The sequence below is a fragment of the Pseudomonas sp. EU05-FHT14B02 genome (assembly GCF_058791055.1).
Map to the genome: position 1 here is coordinate 41,778 of NZ_JBYTDD010000016.1, position 22,940 is coordinate 64,717.

Consider the following 22,940-nt stretch of genomic DNA (forward strand, 5'->3'; position numbering starts at 1 on the left):
ATCCTACACCGGGCATTCTCTGGTCGTACAGCGGACAGGGAATTGCCGGACATTGGGCAATCCAAGTCGGTTTAAGTTCTTTCTTTAGAGCGTGTAGGACGAATCTTTGTTCGATTTAGTTTTCGTGGATGTTGCCCGTTCATAGCGCAATGATGCTCTTGGGCGCCGACGGCCCTATAATGCGCGCCGGTTTTTGGGGTAATGGTCATGAGTACAGAAGATCCGCGGTTTGCTGGCATCGCCCGCTTGTATGGCATTGAAGGCCTTGAGCGCCTGAAAGCGGCCCATGTGGCGATCGTGGGCGTCGGTGGCGTCGGTTCCTGGGCGGCGGAAGCCATGGCCCGTTGTGGTGTTGGCGAAATTTCGCTGTTCGACCTCGATGACGTCTGCGTCAGCAACGCCAACCGTCAGTTGCACGCGCTGGACAGCACGGTGGGCAAGCCCAAAGTCGAGGTGATGGCCGAGCGTCTGCGCGGGATCAACCCGGATTGCACGGTGCATGCGGTGCCTGACTTCGTCACCCGCGACACCATGGCCGAGTACATCACGCCGAATATCGACTGCGTGATCGACTGCATCGACAGCGTCAACGCCAAGGCCGCGTTGATCGCCTGGTGCAAGCGGCGCAAGATCCAGATCATCACTACCGGCGGCGCGGGCGGGCAGATTGACCCGACGTTGATCCAGGTCTGCGACCTCAATCGCACGTTCAATGATCCATTGGCGTCGAAGGTGCGCTCCACATTGCGCCGCGACTACGGCTTCTCACGCACCGTGACCCGCCACTACAGCGTGCCGTGCGTGTTTTCCACCGAGCAACTGCGCTACCCGAAACCGGACGGCAGCATTTGCCTGCAGAAGAGTTTTGTCGGTGATGGCGTGAAGCTCGACTGTGCCGGCGGGTTTGGCGCGGTGATGATGGTGACGGCGACCTTCGGCATGGTCGCGGCGACCAAGGCGGTGGACAAGATTGTCGCGGGTGTGCGGCGGCCGGCGGAGCGGGTCAAACCGCAGGTTTAGTCGGTGTGGCTGAAGGCCTCATCGCGAGCAAGCTCGCTCCCACATTGGAATGCGTTCCTCCTGGAGGAGCGAGCTTGCTCGCGATGGCCCGCGTAGCAGTCCTTTATTGAGCCAACTCCCGCATTCGCTGAAGCACCGCATTCAAGCCATTGCTGCGGGACTCGGATAACTGCCGTCCCAACCCCAGCTGATTGAACCAGTCCGGCAAATCCACCTGTTGCAACTCGGCTGCGGACAAGCCGTTGACCCGCGCCAGCAGCAACGCCACCAACCCGCGAATCAACCGTGCATCACTGTTGGCGCTGAACTGCCAATGACCGTCGCGCAGTTCGCCCACCAGCCACACCTGGCTTTCACAGCCGTGCACCCGGTTGGCATCGCACATCTGCGCATCACTCAACGCTGGCAGACGCTCGCCCCATTGCATCAGCAGGCGTGCGCGCTGTTCCCAGCCGGCAGCTTTCTGAAAGGTGTCGAGCGCCGTCACGGCATCGGCAGGCAAGCTCATCGCAGCAACTCCAGCGCCTGATCCAGGGCTTCAAAGAACCGTTCCAGGTCTTCGGAATCGTTGTACAGCGCCAACGACACTCGAATCGCTCCGGCCAGTTCGAAGCGTTTGAGCAGCGGCATCGCGCAGTGGTGGCCGGCACGCACCGCGATCCCTTGTTCGGTCAGCAAATGCGCGAGATCGGAGTTATGCACACCCTCGACGGTGAAACTGGCCAGTGCCACTTGCGGCTTGCCCAACAGGCGAATGCCGTTGCGCGCCTCCAGGCCCTTGAGCAGACAGGCATGCAACGCGGCTTCATGGGCAGACACGGCGTCCTGATCGAGTCCGGCGAGGTAGTCCAGGGTCGCTCCCAGGCCGATCACGCTGGCAATCGGCGGCGTCCCGGCCTCGAAACCCAGCGGTGCCGGGCGAAAGCGTGCGTCGTGATAATTGGCATCGAGCACCATTTCACCACCGAACTGCCAGGGACGCAGTTGTTGCAGTGCTGTATTGCGCCCGAACAGCACGCCCAGGCCATCGGGGCCGTAGAGCTTGTGGCTGGAGAACACATAGAAATCGCAGCCCAGCGCCTGCACGTCGTGGCGACCATGGACCACGCCCTGGGCGCCGTCGATCACGGTCAGGGCGTTGTGCGCCTTGGCCTGTGCCAGCAATTGTGGCAGCGGTTGCCACGCGCCAATCACGTTGGACAGTTGGCTGACCGCCAACAGACGCGTGCGTGGGCCGATCAAACCGGCGGCTGCTTCAAGGTCGATCACGCCGTCGGTATCCAGCGGCAGGATCACCAGTTTCAGCTCGCGACGGTGCGCCAGTTGCTGCCAGGGCAACAGGTTGGCGTGATGCTCCAGGGCGCTGATGACAATCTCGTCGCCCGGATTGAAAAGATGTTCCAGACCATAGGCCAGGAGATTCAGCGCGGACGTCGCGCCGTGGGTAAAGATGATCTGCCCGCAATCACCAATATTGAGCCATTGCGCGACTTTGCGGCGGCTGTCCTCGAACGCCTGGGTGGCGTGGGCGCCGGGCAAATGCTGCGCCCGATGCACGTTGGCCGCGCCGTTGGCGTAGTAGTGCGCCAGGGCATCGAGCAGGGCTTGAGGTTTTTGCGTGGTGGCGGCGTTGTCCAGATAGGTCTGGTCTTGCCGTTGCAGGGCGGCGATGGCCGGAAAATCGGCACGCCAGGGGGAGAGAATCATCATGCTGTTCGGCCTATGCACTTGATCCCTGTAGGAGCGAGTTGGCTCGCGATGATCGCTTGGACGACACGGGCTGTCTGATGCCCCGCGTTATCGTTGACGTCCATCGCGAGCAGGCTCGCTCCTAAAGGAACAGGGATCGTGTGGCTTAGTTGTGAGCGTGCAGCGCTTCGTTCAGCTCGATGGCCGATTTGTGGGTTTTGCATTCCACGGCACCGGTCTCCGAATTGCGACGGAACAGCAGATCCGGCTGGCCGGCCAGTTCACGGGCCTTGACCACTTTGACCAGTTGATTGTTCTCGTCCAGCAGCGCGACTTTGGTACCGGCGGTCACGTACAGGCCCGACTCGACGGTGTTGCGGTCGCCTAACGGGATACCGATACCGGCGTTGGCGCCGATCAGGCAGCCTTCGCCGACCTTGATCACGATGTTGCCGCCACCCGACAGGGTGCCCATGGTCGAGCAGCCGCCGCCCAGGTCCGAACCTTTGCCGACGAATACGCCAGCGGATACACGGCCTTCGATCATGCCCGGGCCTTCGGTGCCGGCATTGAAGTTGATGAAACCTTCGTGCATCACGGTGGTGCCTTCGCCCACATAGGCACCGAGACGCAGGCGCGCAGCATCAGCGATACGCACGCCGGCCGGCACCACGTAGTCGGTCATTTTCGGGAACTTGTCCACCGAGAACACTTCCAGCAGCTCGCCGCGCAGGCGGGCTTCGAGTTGCAGTTCGGCCAGTTCGCTCAGGTCGACAGCGCCCTGGCTGGTCCAGGCCACGTTCGGCAGCAGCGGGAAGATCCCGGCCAGGTTCAGGCCGTGTGGCTTGACCAGGCGATGGCTCAGCAGGTGCAGCTTGAGGTAGGCCTCAGGGGTGGACGACAGCTGGGCGTCTTCGGCCAGCAAGGTGGCAACCAGCGGCTTGTGGCTCTCGGCCAGGCGGGTCAGCAGTTTGCCTTGTACCGCGTCGATGCCTTTCACGGCTTCAGCCAGTTGCGCGGCCTGCGCGGTGGTGAAGGTGATGGCCTGGTTGCCTTCGCTGTAACCGAGGATCGGCGCAATGGCGGCGACCAGTTCGGCGGGCGGGTTGAGCAGTGGCTGGGCGTAGAACACTTCCAGCCATGCGCCTTGACGGTTTTGAGTGCCGACACCAAAGGCCAGGCTGAACAGGGTAGTAGACATGTTGATACCTCTAGCAAATTGAAACGGGCTGCTTACTTGAGCGCGGCCGCGTAGATATCTGGCTTGAAGCCAATCAGGGTTCGGTCACCGAGATCAAGCACCGGGCGCTTGATCATCGAGGGTTGTGCGAGCATCAGTTCGATGGCTTTCGTCTGGTCGAGATCGGCTTTGCATTCGTCGTCGAGCTTGCGAAAGGTCGTGCCTGCACGGTTCAACACCACTTCCCAGCCGTGCTCGTTGCACCATTGGGTCAGGTGTTCACGGTCGATACCGACCGCCTTGTAATCATGAAAGTCATAGCTGACAGCGTGTTCATCGAGCCAGGTGCGCGCCTTTTTCATGGTGTCGCAGGCTTTGATGCCGAAAAGGTGCAACGTTTTGCTTGAAACGGTCAAGGAATTGCCCCCTTTGCAGGTGCCGTAAATAAAAGGTGACGGATTATGCCATGGAAGCGCAAATCCTGCGGGAATACGGTGCTTCGGCGACCTGCGTGCGACATTGGTGCAAGGGTCAGCAGACAGTCTAGGCGGCTAATATGGCACTTCAATGCTGTCGATTGTCCGGGAACCTCGCTTTATGCAAACCGCTTACACCGTCCTGATCCTGTTGATGCTGGTCGGCGTTTCGCGCCTGATTGGACGGGTCGTTCCGCTGCCGTTGCCGTTGGTGCAGATTGCCGCCGGGGCCTTGCTTGCCTGGCCGACGCTCGGCCTGCATGTAGCCCTCGATCCCGAGCTGTTCCTGTTTCTGTTCCTGCCACCACTGTTGTTCTCCGACGGCTGGCGCATGCCCAAGCGCGAATTCTGGCACTTGCGCGGCCCGATCCTGACCCTGGCAGTGGGCTTGGTGTTGTTCACCGTGGTCGGCGCCGGGTATTTCATTCACTGGTTGCTGCCCGGTGTACCGTTGCCGGTGGCGTTCGCCCTGGCAGCGGTGCTGTCACCGACGGATGCGGTGGCGGTGTCGGCCATTTCCCGCAATCGACTGCCGACCCCGTTGATGCACATCTTGCAGGGCGAGGCGCTGATGAATGATGCCTCGGGCCTGGTGACATTCAAGTTTGCCCTGGTGGCGGCGGTGACCGGTGTGTTCTCGCTGGCCAATGCCAGTCTGACGTTCGTGCTGGTCGCTGTCGGTGGTCTGGCGGTCGGGGTGGCCTTGAGCTGGCTGGTCGGCCGTCTGCGGGCGTGGATGATCGAGCGGGGCTGGGATGATCCGGCGACGCATGTGGTGTTCATGTTGCTGCTGCCGTTTGCGGCCTACGTGCTGGCCGAGCGCATGGAAGTGTCGGGCATCCTCTCGGCGGTGGCGGCGGGAATGATGCAGAGCTGGCTCGACCTTCTGCCGCGCCAGACCAACACGCGCTTGCTCAACCGAAGTGTCTGGTCGCTGCTGGAGTTCGCGTTCAACGGTTTGATCTTCCTGCTGTTGGGTTTGCAGTTGCCGGACATCATCAAGGCGGTGGCCAGTCACGAAACTTCGCTATGGCCGACGTTGTTGTATCGCGGGCTCGACGTGGTGGCAATTTTCCTGGTGCTGCTGGTTTTGCGGTTCGTCTGGGTGCAAAGCATCTGGCGATTGTCGGTACTGCTGCGGCGATTGCGCGGCAAGGGTGAAGTGACCCGGGTGCCGACGGCGCGATCCTGTTGGTTGCTGACCGTGGGCGGCGTGCGCGGGGCCGTGACGCTGGCGGGTGTGATGTCGGTGCCGATGCTCATGGGCGGGAGCGCATTTCCCGAGCGCGATCTGCTGATTTTCATCGCCGCCGGGGTGATTCTGCTTTCGTTGATTGCGGCCTGCATCGCGCTGCCACTGTTGTTGCGTGGCATCGAAGCCAGTCCGGACGACAAGCGGCGCAACGAAGTGCGCGACGCTTGGCGCAAGACCGCCGAGGCGGCCATTCATGCGCTTGAGACAGAAGAGGTCAATCCACAGGACGCCGCCCAGTCCGCACTGGCCGTCGAGCTCAAGGCGCGGATCATGTCCGAGTACCGACATCAGTTGGAGGTGTTCAACGACTCCGCTGAGGCGCAAGCCCTGGCGTTTCAGATGGATTTGCTGGAGCGGCGCTTGCGCTTGAAGGCGCTGCGGGCGCAGCGTCTGGAGTTGTATAGCCTCAGTCGTCAGCACCAGATTGGTGATGACGTGTTGCGCGAAGTGCTGGGTGAGCTTGATCTGAGCGAGGCCAAGCTGGGCCAGGTGAAGTAAACCTGGCCGTCACCGGATGGGCGGTTATTTGCGGCGCTGGATGAAATCGCGAATCCGCTCGGCGGCTTCAACGCACTCCGCCAGCGGCGCAACCAATGCCATGCGCACGCGCCCGGCCCCAGGATTGACGCCATCGACGTCCCGCGACAGGTAAGAGCCCGGCACCACGGTCACGTGCTCCTGTTCGAACAAGTCGCGGCAAAACGCAGCGTCGTCACCGGCGACATTCGGCCACAGGTAGAAACTGCCATCCGGACGCTGTACGTCCAGCACCGGGCTGAGGATTTCCAGCACCGCATCGAACTTCTCGCGATACAGCGCACGGTTGGCACGTACGTGTACTTCGTCATTCCACGCGGCAACGCTGGCCAGTTGGGTTTGAACCGGCATCGCGCAGCCGTGGTAGGTGCGGTAGAGAAGGAAGCCCTTGAGGACATCGGCATCACCGGCTACAAAACCCGAGCGCAGGCCTGGCAGGTTGGAGCGCTTGGACAGGCTGTGGAACACCACGCAACGCTTGAAGTCCTTGCGACCCAGTTCCGCGCAAGCGCTGAGCAGGCCTGGTGGCGGCGTTTGTTCGTCGAAGTACAGCTCGCTGTAGCACTCATCCGCGGCAATCACGAAGTCGTACTCGTCGGCCAGGGCGATCAGCTTTTTCAGGGTTTGCACCGGAATCAAAGCGCCGGTCGGGTTGCCTGGCGAGCACAGGAACAGGATCTGGCAGCGTTTCCAGATGTCCGGCGATACGGCGTCGAAATCCGGGTTGAAGCCGTTTTCGTCCAGGCATGGCAGGTAATGCGGCTTGGCCCCGGCGAGGAACGCCGCGCCTTCGTAGATCTGGTAGAAGGGGTTCGGGCTGACCACCAGCGCATCATCGCCACGGTTGACCACGGTCTGGGTGAAGGCGAACAGCGCTTCGCGGGTACCGTTGACCGGCAGTACGTTGCGCGCCGGGTCGATCCAGCCCTTGGGTACATCGAAGCGACGCTCACACCATGCCGCGATGGCTTCACGTAGCTCCGGGATACCGAGTGTGGTCGGGTACACAGCCATTTTTTCCAGATTGCTGGCCAGGGCCTTGGCGACAAAGCTTGGTGAACGGTGTTTCGGCTCGCCGATGGACAGCGCGATCGGACGCTTGTCCGGATTGGGCGTCACGCTGCCGAGCAGGGCGCGGAGTTTCTCGAACGGGTAGGGCTGGAGCTGGGACAGGGCGTTGTTCATCGATAAATCTCGTTCGGTGTTGGAGCGGCGCTGGTCCCTGTAGGAGCGAGCTTGCTCGCGATGGTCGTCAACGATAACGCGTTCTTGCCAGAATAACGCGGCGTATTTGAGTTCATCGCGAGCAAGCTCGCTCCTACAAAAGGCGGGCCGTTGTTAAGTCAGATGCTGATGCGCGACAGTTTGATATCAGGTTCCTGGTTGACGCTCAGTTGTTCGACGATCGCATCCTGCAGGCGGCTGCACAGCAGCGGGTCGGACAACGGCTGATTGTTGGCGTCGGTGATGAAGAACACGTCTTCCACACGTTCTCCAAGGGTGGCGATCTTGGCGTTCTGCAACGACAGATCGAACTCCAGGAAGATCGTGCCGATCCGCGCCAGCAGGCCCGGGCGGTCGGGCGCGGTGAGTTCCAGCACCGTCACCGGGCGTTGGGCGTCGTTGTGGATCGTCACTTGTGGTGCAAAGGCGAAATGCTTGAGCTGACGTGGCACCCGGCGCTGGATGATGGTCGGGTAGTTGTCCGGGTTGCGCAGGGCTTCGGTCAGACCCTCGCGGATCTGTTTGACCCGTGCCGGATTATCGCCAATCGAGTCGCCGTCGGTGTCGAGCACGATATAGGTGTCGAGGGTGAACTGGCTGCTGGAGGTGATGACCCGGGCGTCGTGAATATTCAGGTTGAGTTGGTCCATCGTTGCCACGGTCACGGCAAAGAAGTCGTGCTGGTCCGGGGCATAGATGAAGATCTGCGTGCCACCTTCGAACTCGCGCTGGGTGGTTTCCTTGATCAGCACCAGTGGTCCGCCGTCAGCCGGTTGCTGGAGTATCGCGTCGCTGTGCCAGGCCACGTCGCCGGCGGTGTGGCGCAGGAAATAGTCATCACCCAACTGCGCCCACAACTGCTCGACATCGTCCGGGTCGGTGCCACCGCGCACCAGGATATCCAGGGCGGCGCTCTGGGTCTGGCGGATCTGCTCTTCGCGATCCACCGGGTTCTCCAGGCCACGGCGCAGGGCGCGCTTGGTCTCGGTGTAGAGCTGGCGCAGCAGGCTGGCGCGCCAGGAGTTCCACAGGGTCGGGTTGGTGGCGTTGATGTCGGCGACAGTCAGCACGTACAGGTAGTCGAGGCGGGTTTCGTCGCCAACGATCTGGGCGAAATCGTGGATCACCTGCGGGTCGGACAAGTCCTTGCGCTGGGCGGTGGTCGACATCACCAGGTGGTTTTGCACCAGCCACACGATCAGGCGACTGTCCCACGTGGGCAGTTGATGACGCTGGCAAAAGGCCTCGGCATCCACGGCGCCGATGTCCGAATGATCGCCATGCCGGCCTTTGCCGATGTCGTGGTACAGGCCGGCCATGTAGATCAGCTCGGGCTTTGGCAGCTTGCCCATGACTTTGCTGGCCAGCGGGAATTTTTCCGACACCTGGGTGTACTGCAACTTACGCAGGTGTTTGATCAGGTTCAGGGTGTGGGCATCGACCGTATAGATGTGGAACAGGTCGTGTTGCATCTGCCCGACGATAAAGCCGAATTCGGGCAGATAACGCCCAAGGATGCCGTAACGGTTCATTCGCCGCAGGTTGCGGTGGATGCCGATCTTGCATTTGAACAACTCGATAAACAGGCTGGTGTTGCGAATATCGTTGCGGAAGTCGTCGTCGATCAGGTGGCGGTATTCCCGCAGCAGGCGAATGGTGTCGGCGCGCACGCCCTTGATTTCGGGTTGCTGGGCCATCAGCACGAAGATTTCGAGCATGGCGAATGGCGTGCGGCGAAAGACGTTGTCGTTGCGTGCCTCGATGTAACCGTCATGCAACTGGAAACGCGAGTTGATCGGCTGCGGTGGCGCTTCGTCTTCCGGTGCGAGGATGACTTCCTCGAAGTGCTGGATGATCAGGTCGCTGAGTTGGGCGATGCTCATGACCACTCGATAATACTGTTGCATGAAGTTTTCGATGGCTTGCTTGGCGTCGTCGCCTTTGAAGCCCAGCAGCCCGGCAATGGTGCGCTGGTGATCGAACAGCAGGCGGTCTTCGGCGCGGCCGGCCAGCATGTGCAGGGCATAGCGAACCTTCCACAGGAACTCCTGGGAGGAGGCGAGCAGGGCGTTTTCGCTCTCTACCAGGAATCCTTCGCCTGCCAGTGCCCGCAGGTTCAGGGTGCCGTACTCGCGACGGGCCACCCACAGAATCGTCTGGATATCCCGCAGGCCGCCGGGTGAGCCTTTGACGTTGGGTTCCAGGTTGTATTCGGTGTCGTTGTACTTGTGGTGGCGAGCCTTTTGTTCGGCATGCTTGGCCAGGAAGAAGTCCTTGCTCGGCCACATGTGCCCGGTGCTGGTGACATCCAGCATGCGCTGGCGCAAACGCTCAGGGCCGGCGATGGTGCGGCTTTCCATCAGGTTGGTGACGACCGTCAGGTCGGCGCGGGCCTCGACGGCGCATTCTTCGACCGAGCGAACGCTCTGACCGACCTCCAGGCCGATGTCCCACAACAGCGTCAGAAAACGCTCGATGGAATCGCGGAAAACCTCGTGGTCGGCGCTATCGAGAAGGATCAGCAAGTCGATATCGGAATAAGGGTGCAATTCGCCACGGCCGTAGCCGCCGACCGCGACCAGCGCGATGTCGGCGTCCTCGCTCCAGCTGAACTGCTCCCAGGCCTTTTGCAGGATGTTATCGACGAACCAGGCGCGATCCTCGATCAGCCGGCGAATGTCCCGGCCATTGCGAAAACGCGTATCAAGCACTTCGCGAGCCTGGCGGATCGCCTTCTTGAAGGCCCCGATCGGGCTTGCCTTCAGGGCCAGTTCAGCCTGGAACTGGCCGCGGTCGAAGAGTTCGGGATCCACCTGCGGCATCGATTGGCTTTCCTTTCTATAGGCGATATACGGTCGCGGGATCAGGCCGAAACGCGAGGGATGGTGTCATCGCTGCGCAAGGTGAAGATCTCGTAACCGGTTTCGGTCACCAGCAGGGTGTGTTCCCACTGTGCCGAGAGCTTGCGGTCCTTGGTGATCGCGGTCCAGCCATCGCCCAGCACCTTGGTGTCGGCGCGGCCCTGGTTGATCATCGGCTCGATGGTGAAGGTCATGCCAGCCTTGAGTTCCATGCCGGTGCCAGCGCGGCCGTAGTGCAGGATCTGCGGCTCCTCGTGAAACACCTTGCCGATACCATGGCCGCAGAATTCGCGAACCACCGAGAAGCCGTTCTTCTCCGCATGCTTCTGGATGATTTCGCCGATGTCGCCCAGGCGGCAGCCGGGTTTGACGATCTCGATCGCCTTGTACATGCATTCCTGGGTCACCTGGGACAGGCGCTCGGCCCAGACCGGTACGTTGCCGACGTGGAACATCCGGCTGGTGTCACCATGGTAACCGTCCTTGATGACGGTGACGTCGATGTTCAGGGTGTCGCCATCTTTAAGCGGCTTGTCGTTTGGAATGCCATGGCAGACCACATGGTTGATCGACGTGCAGATCGACTTTGGATAGCCCTTGTAATTGAGCGGGGCAGGGATGGCTTTCTGCTCATTGACGATGTAGTCGTGGCAGATCTGGTTCAGTTGATCGGTGGTAACGCCCGGCTTGACGTATTCGGCAATCATTTCCAGCACATCGGCGGCCAGTTTGCCGGCGATACGCATTTTGGCGATATCCTCGGGGGTTTTGAGGGTGACGGTCATACAGGCTCTCTCTGCGCCAGGCGGCGCTTTCTAAACGGAAAGGGCAGCGCGCGATCGAACTTCGCAGCCCTGAAAAATACGATTCTACCAGACGATCAGCGCAAATCTGCGGCTGTGTGCATCGCTTCTCTCTATAGAATGGTGCATTCTTGGCGGATTCCAAGGGGTGGAGCAAAGCGCTCGCCAGGATTTCAGAATCCGGGTTCCGTTTTGCCCTGTCTTGTGATATAAAATGCGCCGCTTTCCGGGGATGTCCCGGGAAGCCTAAATCCACACACGTGTCGACACGATGACCTGGGTGCCTTCAGCTGATGCTGCTGGTTGGTCATTGGGATACGTGGAGGCCAAACCCGACTTATTAAGGAACTATCATGTCCCAAGTCAACATGCGCGATATGCTGAAGGCCGGTGTGCACTTCGGTCACCAGACCCGTTACTGGAACCCGAAAATGGGTAAGTACATTTTCGGCGCGCGTAACAAGATCCACATCATCAACCTTGAAAAAACCCTGCCAATGTTCAACGAAGCTCTGACTTTCGTAGAGCGTCTGGCCCAGGGCAAAAACAAGATTCTGTTCGTCGGCACCAAGCGTTCCGCTGGCAAGATCGTTGCTGAAGAAGCAGCACGTTGCGGCTCGCCGTACGTCGATCACCGCTGGTTGGGCGGCATGCTGACCAACTTCAAGACCATCCGTGCTTCCATCAAGCGTCTGCGTGACCTTGAAGTGCAGGCCGAAGACGGTACTTTCGCCAAGCTGACCAAGAAAGAAGCGCTGATGCGCACTCGTGACCTGGAAAAGCTGGATCGTTCCCTGGGTGGTATCAAGGACATGGGCGGTCTGCCAGACGCTCTGTTCGTTATCGACGTTGATCATGAGCGCATCGCGATCACCGAAGCCAACAAACTGGGCATTCCGGTTATCGGCGTAGTCGATACCAACAGCAGCCCGGAAGGCGTTGACTACATCATCCCAGGCAACGATGACGCAATCCGCGCTATCCAGCTGTACATGGGTTCGATGGCTGACGCTGTCATCCGCGGTCGCAACAATGTTGCTGGCGGCACCGAAGTTTTCGTTGAAGAAGCTCCGGTAGCAGCAGCTGAGTAATTGACGCCTTGGCGTTGACTCAGTAAGCAAAAAGGGGGCTTGGCCCCCTTTTTGCCACCTCGAAAACCATTTGTCGGCGCCCACTGCTCTATCTGTAACGTGCGGCAGCTAACAAGGGTGGTTCGGGAAGAATTGATCGCCCGTTCGATCGGGTGGAATGGTTGAAAACCTATCCAAGAGGATTTTGAAATGGCAGAGATTACTGCAGCGTTGGTCAAAGAACTGCGCGAGCGTACTGGCGAAGGCATGATGGACTGCAAAAAGGCCTTGACCAAGGCTGGCGGCGACATCGAGAAAGCCATTGATGACATGCGTGCTTCGGGCGCCATCAAGGCTGCCAAGAAGGCTGGCAACGTTGCCGCTGAAGGCGCTATCGCCATCAAGGCTGACGACAAGGCAGCCGTGCTGCTGGAAGTTAACTCGCAGACCGACTTCCTGGCCCTGCAAGACGACTTCAAGAACTTCGTTGCTGCCTGCGTAGAAAAAGCCTTCGACGAAAAACTGACCGACGCAGCTCCGCTGATCGCCGCTCAGGAATCGGCTCGTGAAGCTCTGGTCGCCAAAGTAGGCGAGAACGTCAACATTCGTCGTCTGGTACGCGTAGAGGGCGACGTTGTCGGCACCTACCTGCACGGTAACAAGATCGGTGTTGCTGTTGTTCTCAAGGGCGGCGATGTTCAGCTGGCCAAAGAGATCGCCATGCACGTGGCGGCAAGCAACCCTGAGTTCCTGCTGCCATCGCAGGTTTCGCCAGAAGCCATCGAGCGCGAGAAGGGCGTTTTCCTGACCCTGAACGAAGACAAGATGAAAGGCAAGCCAGCTGAAATCGTCGAGAAGATGATTGCTGGCCGTATCACCAAGTTCCTGGCTGAAGCCAGCCTGGTAGAGCAAGCTTTCGTGATGAACCCGGAAGTCACCGTTGGTGCCCTGGCCAAGAAAGCCGGCGCTGAAATCGTTTCCTTCACTTACTTCAAAGTAGGCGAAGGCATCGAGAAGCCAGTGGACAACTTCGCAGAAGAAGTTGCTGCCCAGCTGGCTGCCGCCAAGCAATAAGACGGTTTTTTAACTGTCGCCCAGAAGAGGCTGCCCGCTCACGCGCGCAGCCTCTTTTCAGATGGGGTATCAATTTTTATTTGGTTTCCCTTTGGAACTGGCTTACAAAGCCATGTTCCGATGGCGCTGAAGCAGTGCCAAGCTAGAGTGAGCGTCAGCTGTAAACAGCTCGCAAAGACTTTTTTTTAAAATACGCCGCAGGAGAGATTCGCAATGGCTCAGCAGGGCAGTGGTTATCAGGCTCGCTATAAACGCATTCTACTCAAGCTTAGCGGCGAGGCCCTGATGGGCTCGGAAGAGTTCGGGATCGATCCGAAAGTTCTGGATCGCATGGCATTGGAAGTTGGCCAACTGGTCGGCATCGGTGTTCAGGTTGGTCTGGTTATCGGTGGTGGCAACCTGTTCCGCGGTGAAGCGCTGAGCAAGGCTGGCATGGACCGGGTCACCGGCGACCACATGGGCATGCTGGCCACTGTGATGAACGCCCTGGCCATGCGCGACGCCCTTGAGCGCGCCAACATCTCGGCCATCGTGATGTCCGCTATTTCCATGGTTGGCGTGACCGATCACTACGATCGTCGCAAGGCCATGCGTCACCTGAATTCCAAGGACGTGGTGATTTTCGCGGCCGGTACCGGCAACCCGTTCTTTACGACGGATTCGGCAGCCTGCCTGCGTGCAATCGAAATCGATGCCGATGTCGTGCTCAAGGCGACCAAGGTCGATGGTGTCTACACCGCTGACCCGTTCAAAGACCCGCATGCCGAGAAGTTCGATCATCTGACTTATGATGAAGTGCTGGATCGCAAGCTGGGTGTGATGGATCTGACGGCCATTTGTCTGTGCCGCGACCACAAGATGCCACTACGCGTATTTAACATGAACAAGCCCGGCGCCCTGCTGAATATCGTACATGGCGGCGCGGAAGGGACCCTGATCGAGGAAGGCGCACAATGATCAACGAAATCAAGAAAGACGCTCAAGAGCGCATGCAGAAGTCCGTGGAGTCGCTCGCGCACAACTTCGGCCGTATTCGTACAGGCCAGGCGCACCCGAGTATCCTGGAAGGTGTGATGGTGCCGTACTACGGCTCCGACACCCCAATCAAGCAAGTGGCCAACATCACCGTCAAGGACGCCCGTACCCTGCAAGTCGTTGCTTTCGAGCGCAACATGCTGGGTGCCGTCGACAAGGCGATTGGTAGCGCAGGTTTGAACCTGAATCCGACCAACCTTGGCGAATTGCTGTTGATCTCCATGCCTGCCCTGACTGAAGAAACCCGCAAGGGCTTCACCAAGCAGGCTCGTGACGTCGCTGAGGATGCCCGTGTTGCCGTGCGCAACATCCGTCGTGATGCCAACAGCCAGCTCAAGGATCTGGTCAAGGAAAAAGAGATCAGCGAAGACGAAGAGCGTCGTGCGACTGGCGAGATCGATGATCTGACCAAGAAGTTCGTGGCTAAAATCGACGCGGATCTGGCGCAGAAAGAAAAAGACCTGATGGCCGTATAAGGGTCGCGTTTTCATGGAAAAGACTAAGCAGACTGCACCGTCCGCGGTGCCGCGCCATGTCGCGATCATCATGGATGGTAACAATCGCTGGGCGAAAAAACGCTTTATGCCAGGTGTCGCCGGGCATAAAGCGGGCGTGGATGCAGTGCGTGCAGTTATTGAAGTCTGCGCCGAGGCCAAGGTCGAAGTGCTGACCCTGTTCGCCTTCTCCAGTGAGAACTGGCAACGTCCGGCCGATGAGGTCAGCGCTTTGATGGATCTGTTCTTCAAGGCGCTGCGTCGTGAGGCCAAGCGCCTCAACGACAACAACATCAGCCTGCGCATCATTGGTGACCGCTCGCGTTTTCATCCAGAGCTGCAGGCTGCCATGCGTGAAGCCGAGGCCATGACGGTTGGTGCCAATCGTTTTGTCCTGCAGATCGCCGCCAATTACGGCGGTCAGTGGGATATTGCGCAAGCTGCGCAACGACTGGCGCGAGAAGTTCAGGCCGGGCACTTGCGTCCGGAAGACATCACGCCTGATCTGCTGCAGACCTGTCTGGTCACAGGTGATCTGCCGTTGCCGGATCTGTGCATCCGCACCGGTGGCGAGCACCGCATCAGCAACTTCCTGCTCTGGCAACTGGCCTATGCCGAGTTGTATTTCTCCGACCTGTTCTGGCCGGACTTCAAACACGATGCCATGCGCAATGCGCTGGCCGATTTCGCTTCCCGCCAGCGCCGCTTCGGTAAAACGAGCGAGCAGGTCGAGGCTGGAGCCCGGGTTTAATGCTTAAACAACGAATCATCACCGCACTGATCCTGCTGCCGATTGCCTTGTGCGGATTTTTCCTGCTCGAAGGTTCCGGTTTTGCACTGTTCATCGGGCTGGTCGTGACCCTTGGTGCCTGGGAATGGGCGCGGCTGGCAGGTTTTGCCGCTCAAGCGTACCGCGTTGGCTATGCCGCTGTGGTCGCTCTGGTGCTGTTCCTCATGTACATCCTGCCCGGCCTCGCGCCTTGGGTATTGGGCGCTTCAGTGCTGTGGTGGGCAGTGGCGACGTATCTGGTGCTGACCTATCCGCGTTCGAGCGAGCAATGGTCCAGTGCTGCGACCAAGTTGGTTATTGGCCTGTTGATTCTCCTGCCGGCCTGGCAAGGTCTGGTGCAAATCAAGCAATACCCGCTGGGTAACTGGCTGATCATGGCGGTGATGGTGTTGGTCTGGGGGGCCGATATCGGCGCCTACTTCTCCGGTCGCGCTTTCGGCAAGCGCAAGCTCGCACCACAGGTCAGTCCCGGCAAAAGCTGGGAGGGCGTGTACGGTGGTCTGGCGCTGAGTCTGGTGATCACCACAATCGTTGGTCTGGTTCGCGACTGGACAGTGGCCGAGCTGCTCAAAGGGTTGATCGGTGCCGCGCTGATCGTGTTCATTTCGGTGGTGGGTGATCTCACTGAAAGCATGTTCAAGCGTCAGTCCGGGATCAAGGACAGCAGTAATCTGCTTCCGGGTCACGGCGGCGTGCTGGATCGCATCGACAGCCTGACGGCGGCGATTCCGGTGTTTGCGGTGCTGCTGTGGATGGCTGCGCCATGAGCCGCCCGCAACAGATTACCGTTCTGGGGGCGACCGGCTCGATTGGCCTGAGCACGCTCGACGTCATCGCTCGTCACCCTGATCGATATCAGGTCTTTGCTTTGACTGGCTTCAGCCGCTTGAGTGAATTGCTGGCGCTCTGCGTACGCCATGTCCCGCGATTTGCCGTGGTGCCTGAGATCGCAGCTGCCCGCACCCTGCAAGATGATTTGCGCGCGGCGGGTCTCTCGACCCGTGTTCTGGTGGGTGAGGAAGGTTTGTGTCAGGTCGCTTCCGATCCGGAAGTCGATGCGGTCATGGCGGCCATCGTCGGTGCGGCGGGTTTGCGCCCGACACTGGCGGCGGTGGAGACCGGCAAGAAGATTCTGCTGGCCAATAAAGAAGCGCTGGTCATGTCCGGCGCGCTGTTCATGCAGGCCGTGCGCAAGAGCGGTTCGGTGTTGCTGCCGATCGATAGCGAGCACAATGCCATTTTCCAGTGCATGCCGCTCGATTATGCCCGTGGCCTTGAGGTGGTTGGCGTACGTCGGATTCTGCTGACGGCTTCCGGCGGTCCGTTTCGACAGACGCCCATGGCTGAGTTGGCGCATGTTTCTCCCGATCAGGCGTGTGCTCATCCGAACTGGTCCATGGGGCGAAAAATCTCCGTTGACTCGGCCAGCATGATGAACAAGGGGCTTGAGTTGATCGAAGCCTGCTGGCTGTTCGATGCCAAACCTTCGCAGGTCGAGGTGGTGATTCACCCGCAAAGTGTGATCCATTCGCTGGTCGACTACGTTGATGGTTCTGTTCTGGCACAGCTTGGTAATCCGGATATGCGCACGCCTATCGCCAATGCCCTGGCCTGGCCGAAGCGGATTGACTCGGGTGTGGCGCCGCTGGACCTGTTTGCCATTGCGCGGCTGGACTTCCAGGCGCCCGATGAAGAACGTTTCCCGTGCCTGCGTCTGGCTCGTCAGGCGGCCGAAGCGGGTAACAGCGCGCCAGCCATGCTCAATGCGGCGAATGAAGTGGCGGTAGCGGCATTTCTCGACGAACGGGTTCGTTACCCGGAAATCGCGAGTATCATCGAGGAAGTACTGAATCTGGAGCCTGTAGTGGCAGTGGATGATCTCGATGCGGTGTTCACGGCAGACGCGAAGGCCCGATTGCTGGCCGGACAATGGTTGAGCCGTCACGGGCGGTAAATGCTGCGGATAGTTGGCTCAAGCAGCAGCGGATAGGAATGCGGAGAAAGTAGATGAGCGCGCTCTATATGATTGTCGGCACCCTGGTCGCTCTGGGTGTGCTGGTTACCTTCCACGAGTTCGGCCATTTTTGGGTCGCGCGTCGCTGTGGGGTCAAAGTGCTGCGCTTCTCCGTGGGCTTCGGCATGCCTTTGCTGCGTTGGCACGACAAGCAGGGCACCGAATTTGTCGTCGCCGCCATCCCGTTGGGTGGTTACGTCAAAATGCTCGATGAGCGCGAAGGTGAAGTACCGCTCGATCAGCTTGATCAATCTTTCAATCGTAAATCCGTTCGTCAACGCATTGCCATCGTAGCGGCGGGGCCGATTGCCAACTTCCTGCTGGCATTGGCGTTCTTCTGGGTATTGGCAATGCTCGGTAGCGAGCAGGTACGTCCGGTCATCGGCGCTGTCGAGTCCGGGAGCATCGCAGCCAAGGCAGGTTTGAGCCCCGGCCAGGAAATCGTGGCCATTGATGGTGAGGCGACTTCCGGCTGGGCGGCGGTGAACCTGCAGCTGGTGCGTCGCCTGGGCGAAAGCGGTTCGTTGCAGATAGTGGTGCGCGAACAAGGTTCCACGGCCGACTCTCCTCGTGAACTTGCGCTGGACAAGTGGCTCAAAGGGTCTGACGAGCCCGACCCTATCCATTCGTTGGGGATTCGTCCGTGGCGTCCGGCATTGCCGCCTGTCCTGGCCGAACTCGATCCAAAGGGGCCGGCTCAGGCTGCCGGCCTGAAGACCGGTGACCGGTTGCTCGCGCTCGATGGTCGTACGCTCGATGACTGGCAGCAGGTTGTCGATACCGTCCGTATGCATCCTGATACCAAAATCATGCTGCGGGTTGAACGCGACGCTGCTCAAATCGACGTCCCGGTGACGCTTGCCGCTCGCGGCGATCGCAAGTCGCCCAGCGGTTACTTGGGGGCAGGGGTGAAGGCGATCGACTGGCCGCCGGAGATGATCCGCGAGGTCAGCTACGGGCCATTGGCAGCAATTGGCGAGGGGGCTCGACGCACCTGGACCATGAGCGTGCTGACCCTCGATTCACTGAAGAAAATGTTGTTCGGTGAGCTCTCGGTAAAAAACTTGAGTGGACCGATAACCATTGCTAAAGTGGCGGGCGCTTCGGCCCAGTCGGGTGTTGCTGATTTCCTGAATTTCCTTGCTTATCTGAGTATTAGCTTGGGCGTTCTGAATTTGCTGCCCATTCCGGTACTGGATGGGGGGCATTTGTTGTTTTATCTGATCGAGTGGGTGCGTGGTCGTCCCTTGTCAGATCGGGTGCAAGGTTGGGGGATACAGATCGGTATCAGTTTGGTGATCGGGGTGATGTTGCTTGCTCTGGTTAATGATCTGGGTCGACTGTAACGCTTCGCTGAATTGCGAATCTGCCGCATTTTGCGGCAGTTTGTTTATTGCCAGTTGGAATAAGAAAGGACTTCATGAAACGTCTGCTGCTAACTGCGGTTCTCACCGTATTGATGATCGCCGAAGTTCACGCCGAGTCCTTCACTATCTCTGATATTCGCGTCAATGGCCTCCAGCGGGTCTCCGCGGGTAGCGTCTTTGGTGCCTTGCCGTTGAACGTCGGTGAACAGGCGGATGATCGTCGCCTGGTGGAATCCACTCGTGCGTTGTTCAAAACCGGTTTCTTTCAAGATATCCAGCTGGGCCGCGATGGCAACGTCCTGGTCATCACGGTAGTCGAGCGCCCGTCGGTCGCCAGTATCGAGATCGAAGGTAACAAGGCGATCTCTACCGAAGACCTGATGAAAGGCCTCAAGCAATCCGGTCTGGCTGAAGGCGAGATCTTCCAGCGTGCCACCCTCGAAGGTGTGCGTAACGAGTTGCAACGTCAGTACGTCGCCCAGGGTCGCTACTCGGCTACCGTCGACACCGAAGTCGTGCCGCAGCCGCGTAACCGCGTCGGCCTGAAGGTCAACATCAACGAAGGCACCGTTGCGGCTATCCAGCACATCAACGTGGTGGGCAACACGGTCTTCCCTGACGAAGACCTGATCGACCTGTTCGAACTCAAGACCACCAACTGGTTGTCGTTCTTCAAGAACGACGACAAGTACGCCCGTGAAAAGCTGTCCGGTGACCTGGAACGTCTGCGTTCCTATTATCTGGACCGTGGCTACATCAACATGGATATCGCTTCGACTCAGGTCTCCATTACGCCAGACAAGAAGCACGTCTACATCACCGTCAACGTCAACGAAGGCGAGAAGTACACCGTTCGTGACGTCAAGCTCAGCGGTGACCTGAAGGTCCCTGAAGACCAGGTCAAGTCCCTGTTGCTGGTGCAAAAAGGCCAGGTGTTCTCGCGCAAGCTGATGACTACCACCTCCGAACTGATCACCCGTCGCCTGGGTAACGAGGGTTACACCTTCGCCAACGTCAACGGTGTGCCTCAACCGCACGACGAGGATCACACCGTAGACATCCTGTTCGCGGTCGATCCGGGCAAGCGTGCCTACGTGAACCGCATCAACTTCCGTGGCAACACCAAGTCCGAAGACGAAGTGCTGCGTCGTGAAATGCGTCAGATGGAAGGCGGCTGGGCTTCTACTTACCTGATCGACCAATCCAAGACCCGTCTTGAACGTCTGGGCTTCTTCAAGGAAGTCAACGTTGAGACCCCGGCCGTGCCGGGTGTCGATGACCAGGTGGACGTCAACTACAGCGTTGAAGAACAAGCCTCCGGTTCGATTACCGCCAGCGTTGGTTTCGCCCAGAGCGCCGGTCTGATCCTCGGTGGTTCGATTACCCAGAACAACTTCCTGGGTACCGGTAACAAGGTCAGCGTCGGCTTGACCAAAAGCGAATACCAAACCCGCTATAACTTTGGCTTTGTCGACCCCTACTGGACCGCCGACGGCGTGAGCCTGGGTTACAACGCGTTCTACCGCACGACTGACTATGACGAGCTCGATACTGACATCGCCAGCTACGCCGTAGACAGCCTGGGTGCAGGCGTGAGCGTTGGCTACCCGATCAGCGAGACTTCGCGTCTGACCTTTGGTCTGACGGCTCAGCAGGACGAGATCAAGACAGGTGTGTACACCGTTGACGAGATTTTCGACTTCGTTAACAAGGAAGGCGACAAGTACCTGAACTTCAAGGCTTCGGCCGGTTGGTCCGAGTCCACCCTGAACAAAGGTGTGCTTGCTACCCGTGGTCATTCCCAGAGCCTGGTGCTGGAATCCACGATACCAGGCAGCGACCTGTCGTTCTTCAAACTCGACTACCGTGGCCAGTTGTTCCAGCCATTGAGCGAGAACTACACCATGCGCCTGCACACCGAGCTGGGTTATGGCGATGGCTACGGGTCGACGGATGGCTTGCCATTCTACGAAAACTACTTTGCTGGTGGTTTCAACTCGGTTCGTGGCTTCAAGGACAGCACCCTGGGGCCTCGCAGTACACCAAGTACCGGCAAGAACCCTGGCACAGCGGTTGACCCGGACCAGGATCCGCTGCCGTTCGGTGGTAACGTCCTGATCCAGGGTGGTGTGGAAGTTCTGTTCCCACTGCCGTTCGTCAAGGATCAACGCTCCCTGCGGACCTCGGTATTCTGGGATGTGGGTAACGTATTCGATTCATCTTGCTCGGATACCACAAACGCGGATGGCTCGAAGTCCAACACCAAGTGCAACGATATCAGTCTGAGCAACATGGCCAGTTCCGTCGGTGTGGGTGTGACCTGGGTCACCGCACTGGGTCCTCTGAGTTTCGCCCTGGCCATGCCAGTCAAGAAACCGGATGACGCTGAAACTCAAGTGTTCCAATTCTCTCTCGGCCAGACGTTCTAAGCGTCTGACCCAAGATAACGACAATGAATTTTGTAGGAGTGCATCGTGCGTAAGTTGACTCAATTGGTTCTCCTGGCCAGCGTACTGGTCGCTGGTCCGGCGTTCGCCGACATGAAAATTGCTGTTTTGAATTATCAGATGGCTCTGCTGGAATCCGACGCGGCCAAGAAATACGCCGTGGATGCCGAGAAGAAATTTGGCCCTCAGTTGACCAAGCTCAAGACGCTGGAAAGCAGCGCCAAGGGCATTCAGGACCGCCTGATGGCCGGTGGCGACAAAATGCAGCAGGGTGAGCGCGAGCGTCTGGAGCTTGAATTCAAGCAAAAGGCCCGTGACTTCCAGTTCCAGTCCAAGGAACTGAACGAAGCCAAAGCCGTTGCCGACCGTGAAATGCTGAAGCAGCTCAAGCCGAAACTGGACAGCGCTGTGGAAGAAGTCATCAAGAAAGGTGCTTTTGACCTGGTCTTCGAGCGTGGCGCAGTGATTGATGTCAAGCCTCAGTACGACATCACTCGCCAGGTTATCGAGCGCATGAATCAGCTGAAGTAACTATGACAGCGACTATAAAGCTCGGCCAATTGGCCGAGTTCCTCGGTGCCACGCTACGTGGCGACCCGGAGAAAGAAATTACTGGGCTAGCCACTTTGCAAGAGGCTGGCCCAGCTCAGTTGAGCTTTCTCGCAAACCCTCAATACCGTAAGTACCTGGCAGATAGCCAGGCCGCAGCACTGTTATTGAAGGCCGCTGATGCCGAAGGTTTTGCCGGTAATGCGCTGGTGGTGCCTGATCCGTATCTGGCCTACGCGCGGGTTTCCCACCTGTTCGATCGAAAACCGAAAGCGGCTGCGGGCATTCACCCGACAGCCGTTGTGGCCGAGGACGCGGTGGTTGACCCGGCTGCGAGTATTGGTGCCTTTGCAGTGATCGAAAGCGCTGCACGTATTGCTGCGGGTGTGACCATCGGTGCGCATTGCTTCATCGGTGCCCGTTGCGAAATTGGCGAAGGCGGCTGGCTGGCCCCGCGGGTCACGCTGTACCACGATGTGCGCATCGGCAAGCGTGTGGTCATTCAGTCAGGTGCCGTGCTCGGCGGCGAAGGTTTCGGTTTTGCCAATGAGAAAGGTGTCTGGCAGAAAATTGCCCAGATCGGTGGTGTGTTGGTTGGTGATGATGTGGAGATTGGCGTGAATACCGCTATCGACCGCGGCGCATTGGCCGATACCGTTCTCGGTAATGGTGTGAAGCTCGACAACCAGATCCAGATCGCCCACAACGTTCAGGTCGGTGATCACACCGCCATGGCCGCCTGCGTCGGGATCTCCGGCAGCACCAAAATCGGCAAGCATTGCATGCTCGCTGGCGGTGTAGGGCTGGTGGGGCATATTGAAATTTGCGACAACGTTTTCATCACAGGGATGACCATGGTGACCCACTCGATTACCGAAAAGGGTTCCTATTCTTCCGGAACGGCAATGCAGCCAGCAGCCGAATGGCGCAAAAGCGCGGCTCGCATCCGTCAGCTCGATGACATCGCGCGGCGCCTGCGACAGCTGGAAAAACGTGTAGGGGAAGTGACCCCTGACGGTAATGCTTCATCAGATGGCTGATACCATTTCCATATC

The 22,940-nt window shown here is 59.0% G+C and carries 20 protein-coding genes; 13 read left to right on the plus strand and 7 right to left on the minus strand.

Annotated features, from left to right (window positions below; all coding sequences use genetic code 11):
* The first annotated feature begins 201 nt into the window (after positions 1-201).
* Positions 202-1,020, plus strand: a complete 819-nt coding sequence (gene tcdA, locus AC3WTM_RS16030; RefSeq protein ID WP_046041104.1) for a tRNA cyclic N6-threonylcarbamoyladenosine(37) synthase TcdA — start codon at positions 202-204, stop codon at positions 1,018-1,020.
* Positions 1,021-1,123: 103 nt separating this feature from the next.
* Here tcdA and AC3WTM_RS16035 read toward each other — a convergent pair whose 3' ends face one another.
* The 4 genes from AC3WTM_RS16035 to AC3WTM_RS16050 form a co-directional block, all read right to left on the minus strand.
* Positions 1,124-1,528 carry a SufE family protein gene (locus AC3WTM_RS16035; protein WP_102669821.1) on the minus strand — a complete coding sequence of 135 codons (405 nt, stop codon included), beginning with the start codon at positions 1,526-1,528 and terminating at the stop codon, positions 1,124-1,126.
* Positions 1,525-2,730 (minus strand): aminotransferase class V-fold PLP-dependent enzyme, encoded by a 1,206-nt coding sequence (locus tag AC3WTM_RS16040; RefSeq protein WP_102669822.1) that lies wholly within the window; start codon positions 2,728-2,730, stop codon positions 1,525-1,527. Before AC3WTM_RS16040 ends, AC3WTM_RS16035 begins: the two co-directional genes overlap by 4 nt.
* 145 nt (positions 2,731-2,875) lie before the next feature.
* The gene (gene dapD / locus AC3WTM_RS16045; protein ID WP_102669823.1) at positions 2,876-3,910 is read right to left on the minus strand and encodes a 2,3,4,5-tetrahydropyridine-2,6-dicarboxylate N-succinyltransferase; all 1,035 of its coding nucleotides are present in this window, start codon (positions 3,908-3,910) and stop codon (positions 2,876-2,878) included.
* 32 nt (positions 3,911-3,942) lie between these two features.
* Positions 3,943-4,305, minus strand: coding sequence for an ArsC family reductase (locus tag AC3WTM_RS16050; RefSeq protein WP_154861814.1), 363 nt, complete (start codon positions 4,303-4,305; stop codon positions 3,943-3,945).
* Positions 4,306-4,486: 181 nt separating this feature from the next.
* Here AC3WTM_RS16050 and AC3WTM_RS16055 point away from each other — a divergent pair, with 181 nt between their 5' ends.
* On the plus strand, positions 4,487-6,118 hold the full coding sequence (locus AC3WTM_RS16055; protein ID WP_102669825.1) for a Na+/H+ antiporter: 1,632 nt from the start codon (positions 4,487-4,489) through the stop codon (positions 6,116-6,118).
* Between the two features lie 24 nt (positions 6,119-6,142).
* Here the strand turns inward: AC3WTM_RS16055 and dapC are convergent, their stop codons facing one another.
* The 3 genes from dapC to map form a co-directional block, all read right to left on the minus strand.
* A complete protein-coding gene (gene dapC, locus AC3WTM_RS16060; protein WP_102669826.1) occupies positions 6,143-7,342 on the minus strand; it encodes a succinyldiaminopimelate transaminase in 1,200 nt (399 codons plus the stop codon).
* A 158-nt stretch (positions 7,343-7,500) separates the two neighbouring features.
* Positions 7,501-10,203, minus strand: coding sequence for a [protein-PII] uridylyltransferase (locus AC3WTM_RS16065; RefSeq protein WP_102669827.1), 2,703 nt, complete (start codon positions 10,201-10,203; stop codon positions 7,501-7,503).
* A gap of 41 nt (positions 10,204-10,244) precedes the next feature.
* Complete coding sequence (gene map / locus AC3WTM_RS16070) at positions 10,245-11,027, minus strand: type I methionyl aminopeptidase (RefSeq protein ID WP_102669828.1); 783 nt, start codon at positions 11,025-11,027, stop codon at positions 10,245-10,247.
* A 371-nt stretch (positions 11,028-11,398) separates the two neighbouring features.
* On the opposite strand from map, the gene rpsB reads away from it, so the two are divergent.
* The 11 genes from rpsB (at position 11,399) to lpxD (ending at position 22,925) form a co-directional block, all read left to right on the plus strand.
* Complete coding sequence (gene rpsB / locus AC3WTM_RS16075; RefSeq protein WP_007978390.1) at positions 11,399-12,136, plus strand: 30S ribosomal protein S2; 738 nt, start codon at positions 11,399-11,401, stop codon at positions 12,134-12,136.
* A gap of 189 nt (positions 12,137-12,325) precedes the next feature.
* On the plus strand, positions 12,326-13,189 hold the full coding sequence (tsf, locus tag AC3WTM_RS16080) for a translation elongation factor Ts (protein ID WP_008052779.1): 864 nt from the start codon (positions 12,326-12,328) through the stop codon (positions 13,187-13,189).
* 213 nt (positions 13,190-13,402) lie between these two features.
* The gene (gene pyrH / locus AC3WTM_RS16085; protein ID WP_056720982.1) at positions 13,403-14,146 is read left to right on the plus strand and encodes a UMP kinase; all 744 of its coding nucleotides are present in this window, start codon (positions 13,403-13,405) and stop codon (positions 14,144-14,146) included.
* The gene (frr, locus tag AC3WTM_RS16090; RefSeq protein ID WP_008000041.1) at positions 14,143-14,700 is read left to right on the plus strand and encodes a ribosome recycling factor; all 558 of its coding nucleotides are present in this window, start codon (positions 14,143-14,145) and stop codon (positions 14,698-14,700) included. Before pyrH ends, frr begins: the two co-directional genes overlap by 4 nt.
* Positions 14,701-14,713: 13 nt before the next feature.
* Positions 14,714-15,469, plus strand: a complete 756-nt coding sequence (uppS, locus tag AC3WTM_RS16095) for a polyprenyl diphosphate synthase (RefSeq protein ID WP_057716173.1) — start codon at positions 14,714-14,716, stop codon at positions 15,467-15,469.
* Positions 15,469-16,275, plus strand: coding sequence for a phosphatidate cytidylyltransferase (locus tag AC3WTM_RS16100; RefSeq protein WP_057716172.1), 807 nt, complete (start codon positions 15,469-15,471; stop codon positions 16,273-16,275). The genes uppS and AC3WTM_RS16100 overlap by 1 nt, the downstream gene beginning before the upstream one ends.
* Positions 16,272-17,462, plus strand: coding sequence for a 1-deoxy-D-xylulose-5-phosphate reductoisomerase (gene ispC, locus AC3WTM_RS16105; RefSeq protein WP_102669829.1), 1,191 nt, complete (start codon positions 16,272-16,274; stop codon positions 17,460-17,462). The genes AC3WTM_RS16100 and ispC overlap by 4 nt, the downstream gene beginning before the upstream one ends.
* Positions 17,463-17,515: 53 nt before the next feature.
* Positions 17,516-18,868 carry a sigma E protease regulator RseP gene (gene rseP / locus AC3WTM_RS16110; protein ID WP_102669830.1) on the plus strand — a complete coding sequence of 451 codons (1,353 nt, stop codon included), beginning with the start codon at positions 17,516-17,518 and terminating at the stop codon, positions 18,866-18,868.
* Positions 18,869-18,942: 74 nt separating this feature from the next.
* Positions 18,943-21,318 carry an outer membrane protein assembly factor BamA gene (bamA, locus tag AC3WTM_RS16115; protein ID WP_102669831.1) on the plus strand — a complete coding sequence of 792 codons (2,376 nt, stop codon included), beginning with the start codon at positions 18,943-18,945 and terminating at the stop codon, positions 21,316-21,318.
* Positions 21,319-21,363: 45 nt separating this feature from the next.
* On the plus strand, positions 21,364-21,867 hold the full coding sequence (locus tag AC3WTM_RS16120; RefSeq protein ID WP_007990260.1) for an OmpH/Skp family outer membrane protein: 504 nt from the start codon (positions 21,364-21,366) through the stop codon (positions 21,865-21,867).
* A gap of 2 nt (positions 21,868-21,869) precedes the next feature.
* On the plus strand, positions 21,870-22,925 hold the full coding sequence (gene lpxD / locus AC3WTM_RS16125) for a UDP-3-O-(3-hydroxymyristoyl)glucosamine N-acyltransferase (protein ID WP_102669832.1): 1,056 nt from the start codon (positions 21,870-21,872) through the stop codon (positions 22,923-22,925).
* Positions 22,926-22,940: the final 15 nt, after the last annotated feature.

What these genes read in the sequence shown, in the direction of transcription:
- tcdA (WP_046041104.1), top strand. Translation starts at nt 202, where the DNA reads ATGGTCATGAGTACAGAAGATCCGCGGTTTGCTGGCATCGCCCGCTTG.
- AC3WTM_RS16035 (WP_102669821.1), bottom strand. Translation starts at nt 1,528, where the DNA reads ATGAGCTTGCCTGCCGATGCCGTGACGGCGCTCGACACCTTTCAGAAA.
- AC3WTM_RS16040 (WP_102669822.1), bottom strand. Translation starts at nt 2,730, where the DNA reads ATGATGATTCTCTCCCCCTGGCGTGCCGATTTTCCGGCCATCGCCGCC.
- dapD (WP_102669823.1), bottom strand. Translation starts at nt 3,910, where the DNA reads ATGTCTACTACCCTGTTCAGCCTGGCCTTTGGTGTCGGCACTCAAAAC.
- AC3WTM_RS16055 (WP_102669825.1), top strand. Translation starts at nt 4,487, where the DNA reads ATGCAAACCGCTTACACCGTCCTGATCCTGTTGATGCTGGTCGGCGTT.
- dapC (WP_102669826.1), bottom strand. Translation starts at nt 7,342, where the DNA reads ATGAACAACGCCCTGTCCCAGCTCCAGCCCTACCCGTTCGAGAAACTC.
- AC3WTM_RS16065 (WP_102669827.1), bottom strand. Translation starts at nt 10,203, where the DNA reads ATGCCGCAGGTGGATCCCGAACTCTTCGACCGCGGCCAGTTCCAGGCT.
- map (WP_102669828.1), bottom strand. Translation starts at nt 11,027, where the DNA reads ATGACCGTCACCCTCAAAACCCCCGAGGATATCGCCAAAATGCGTATC.
- rpsB (WP_007978390.1), top strand. Translation starts at nt 11,399, where the DNA reads ATGTCCCAAGTCAACATGCGCGATATGCTGAAGGCCGGTGTGCACTTC.
- tsf (WP_008052779.1), top strand. Translation starts at nt 12,326, where the DNA reads ATGGCAGAGATTACTGCAGCGTTGGTCAAAGAACTGCGCGAGCGTACT.
- pyrH (WP_056720982.1), top strand. Translation starts at nt 13,403, where the DNA reads ATGGCTCAGCAGGGCAGTGGTTATCAGGCTCGCTATAAACGCATTCTA.
- frr (WP_008000041.1), top strand. Translation starts at nt 14,143, where the DNA reads ATGATCAACGAAATCAAGAAAGACGCTCAAGAGCGCATGCAGAAGTCC.
- uppS (WP_057716173.1), top strand. Translation starts at nt 14,714, where the DNA reads ATGGAAAAGACTAAGCAGACTGCACCGTCCGCGGTGCCGCGCCATGTC.
- AC3WTM_RS16100 (WP_057716172.1), top strand. Translation starts at nt 15,469, where the DNA reads ATGCTTAAACAACGAATCATCACCGCACTGATCCTGCTGCCGATTGCC.
- ispC (WP_102669829.1), top strand. Translation starts at nt 16,272, where the DNA reads ATGAGCCGCCCGCAACAGATTACCGTTCTGGGGGCGACCGGCTCGATT.
- rseP (WP_102669830.1), top strand. Translation starts at nt 17,516, where the DNA reads ATGAGCGCGCTCTATATGATTGTCGGCACCCTGGTCGCTCTGGGTGTG.
- bamA (WP_102669831.1), top strand. Translation starts at nt 18,943, where the DNA reads ATGAAACGTCTGCTGCTAACTGCGGTTCTCACCGTATTGATGATCGCC.
- lpxD (WP_102669832.1), top strand. Translation starts at nt 21,870, where the DNA reads ATGACAGCGACTATAAAGCTCGGCCAATTGGCCGAGTTCCTCGGTGCC.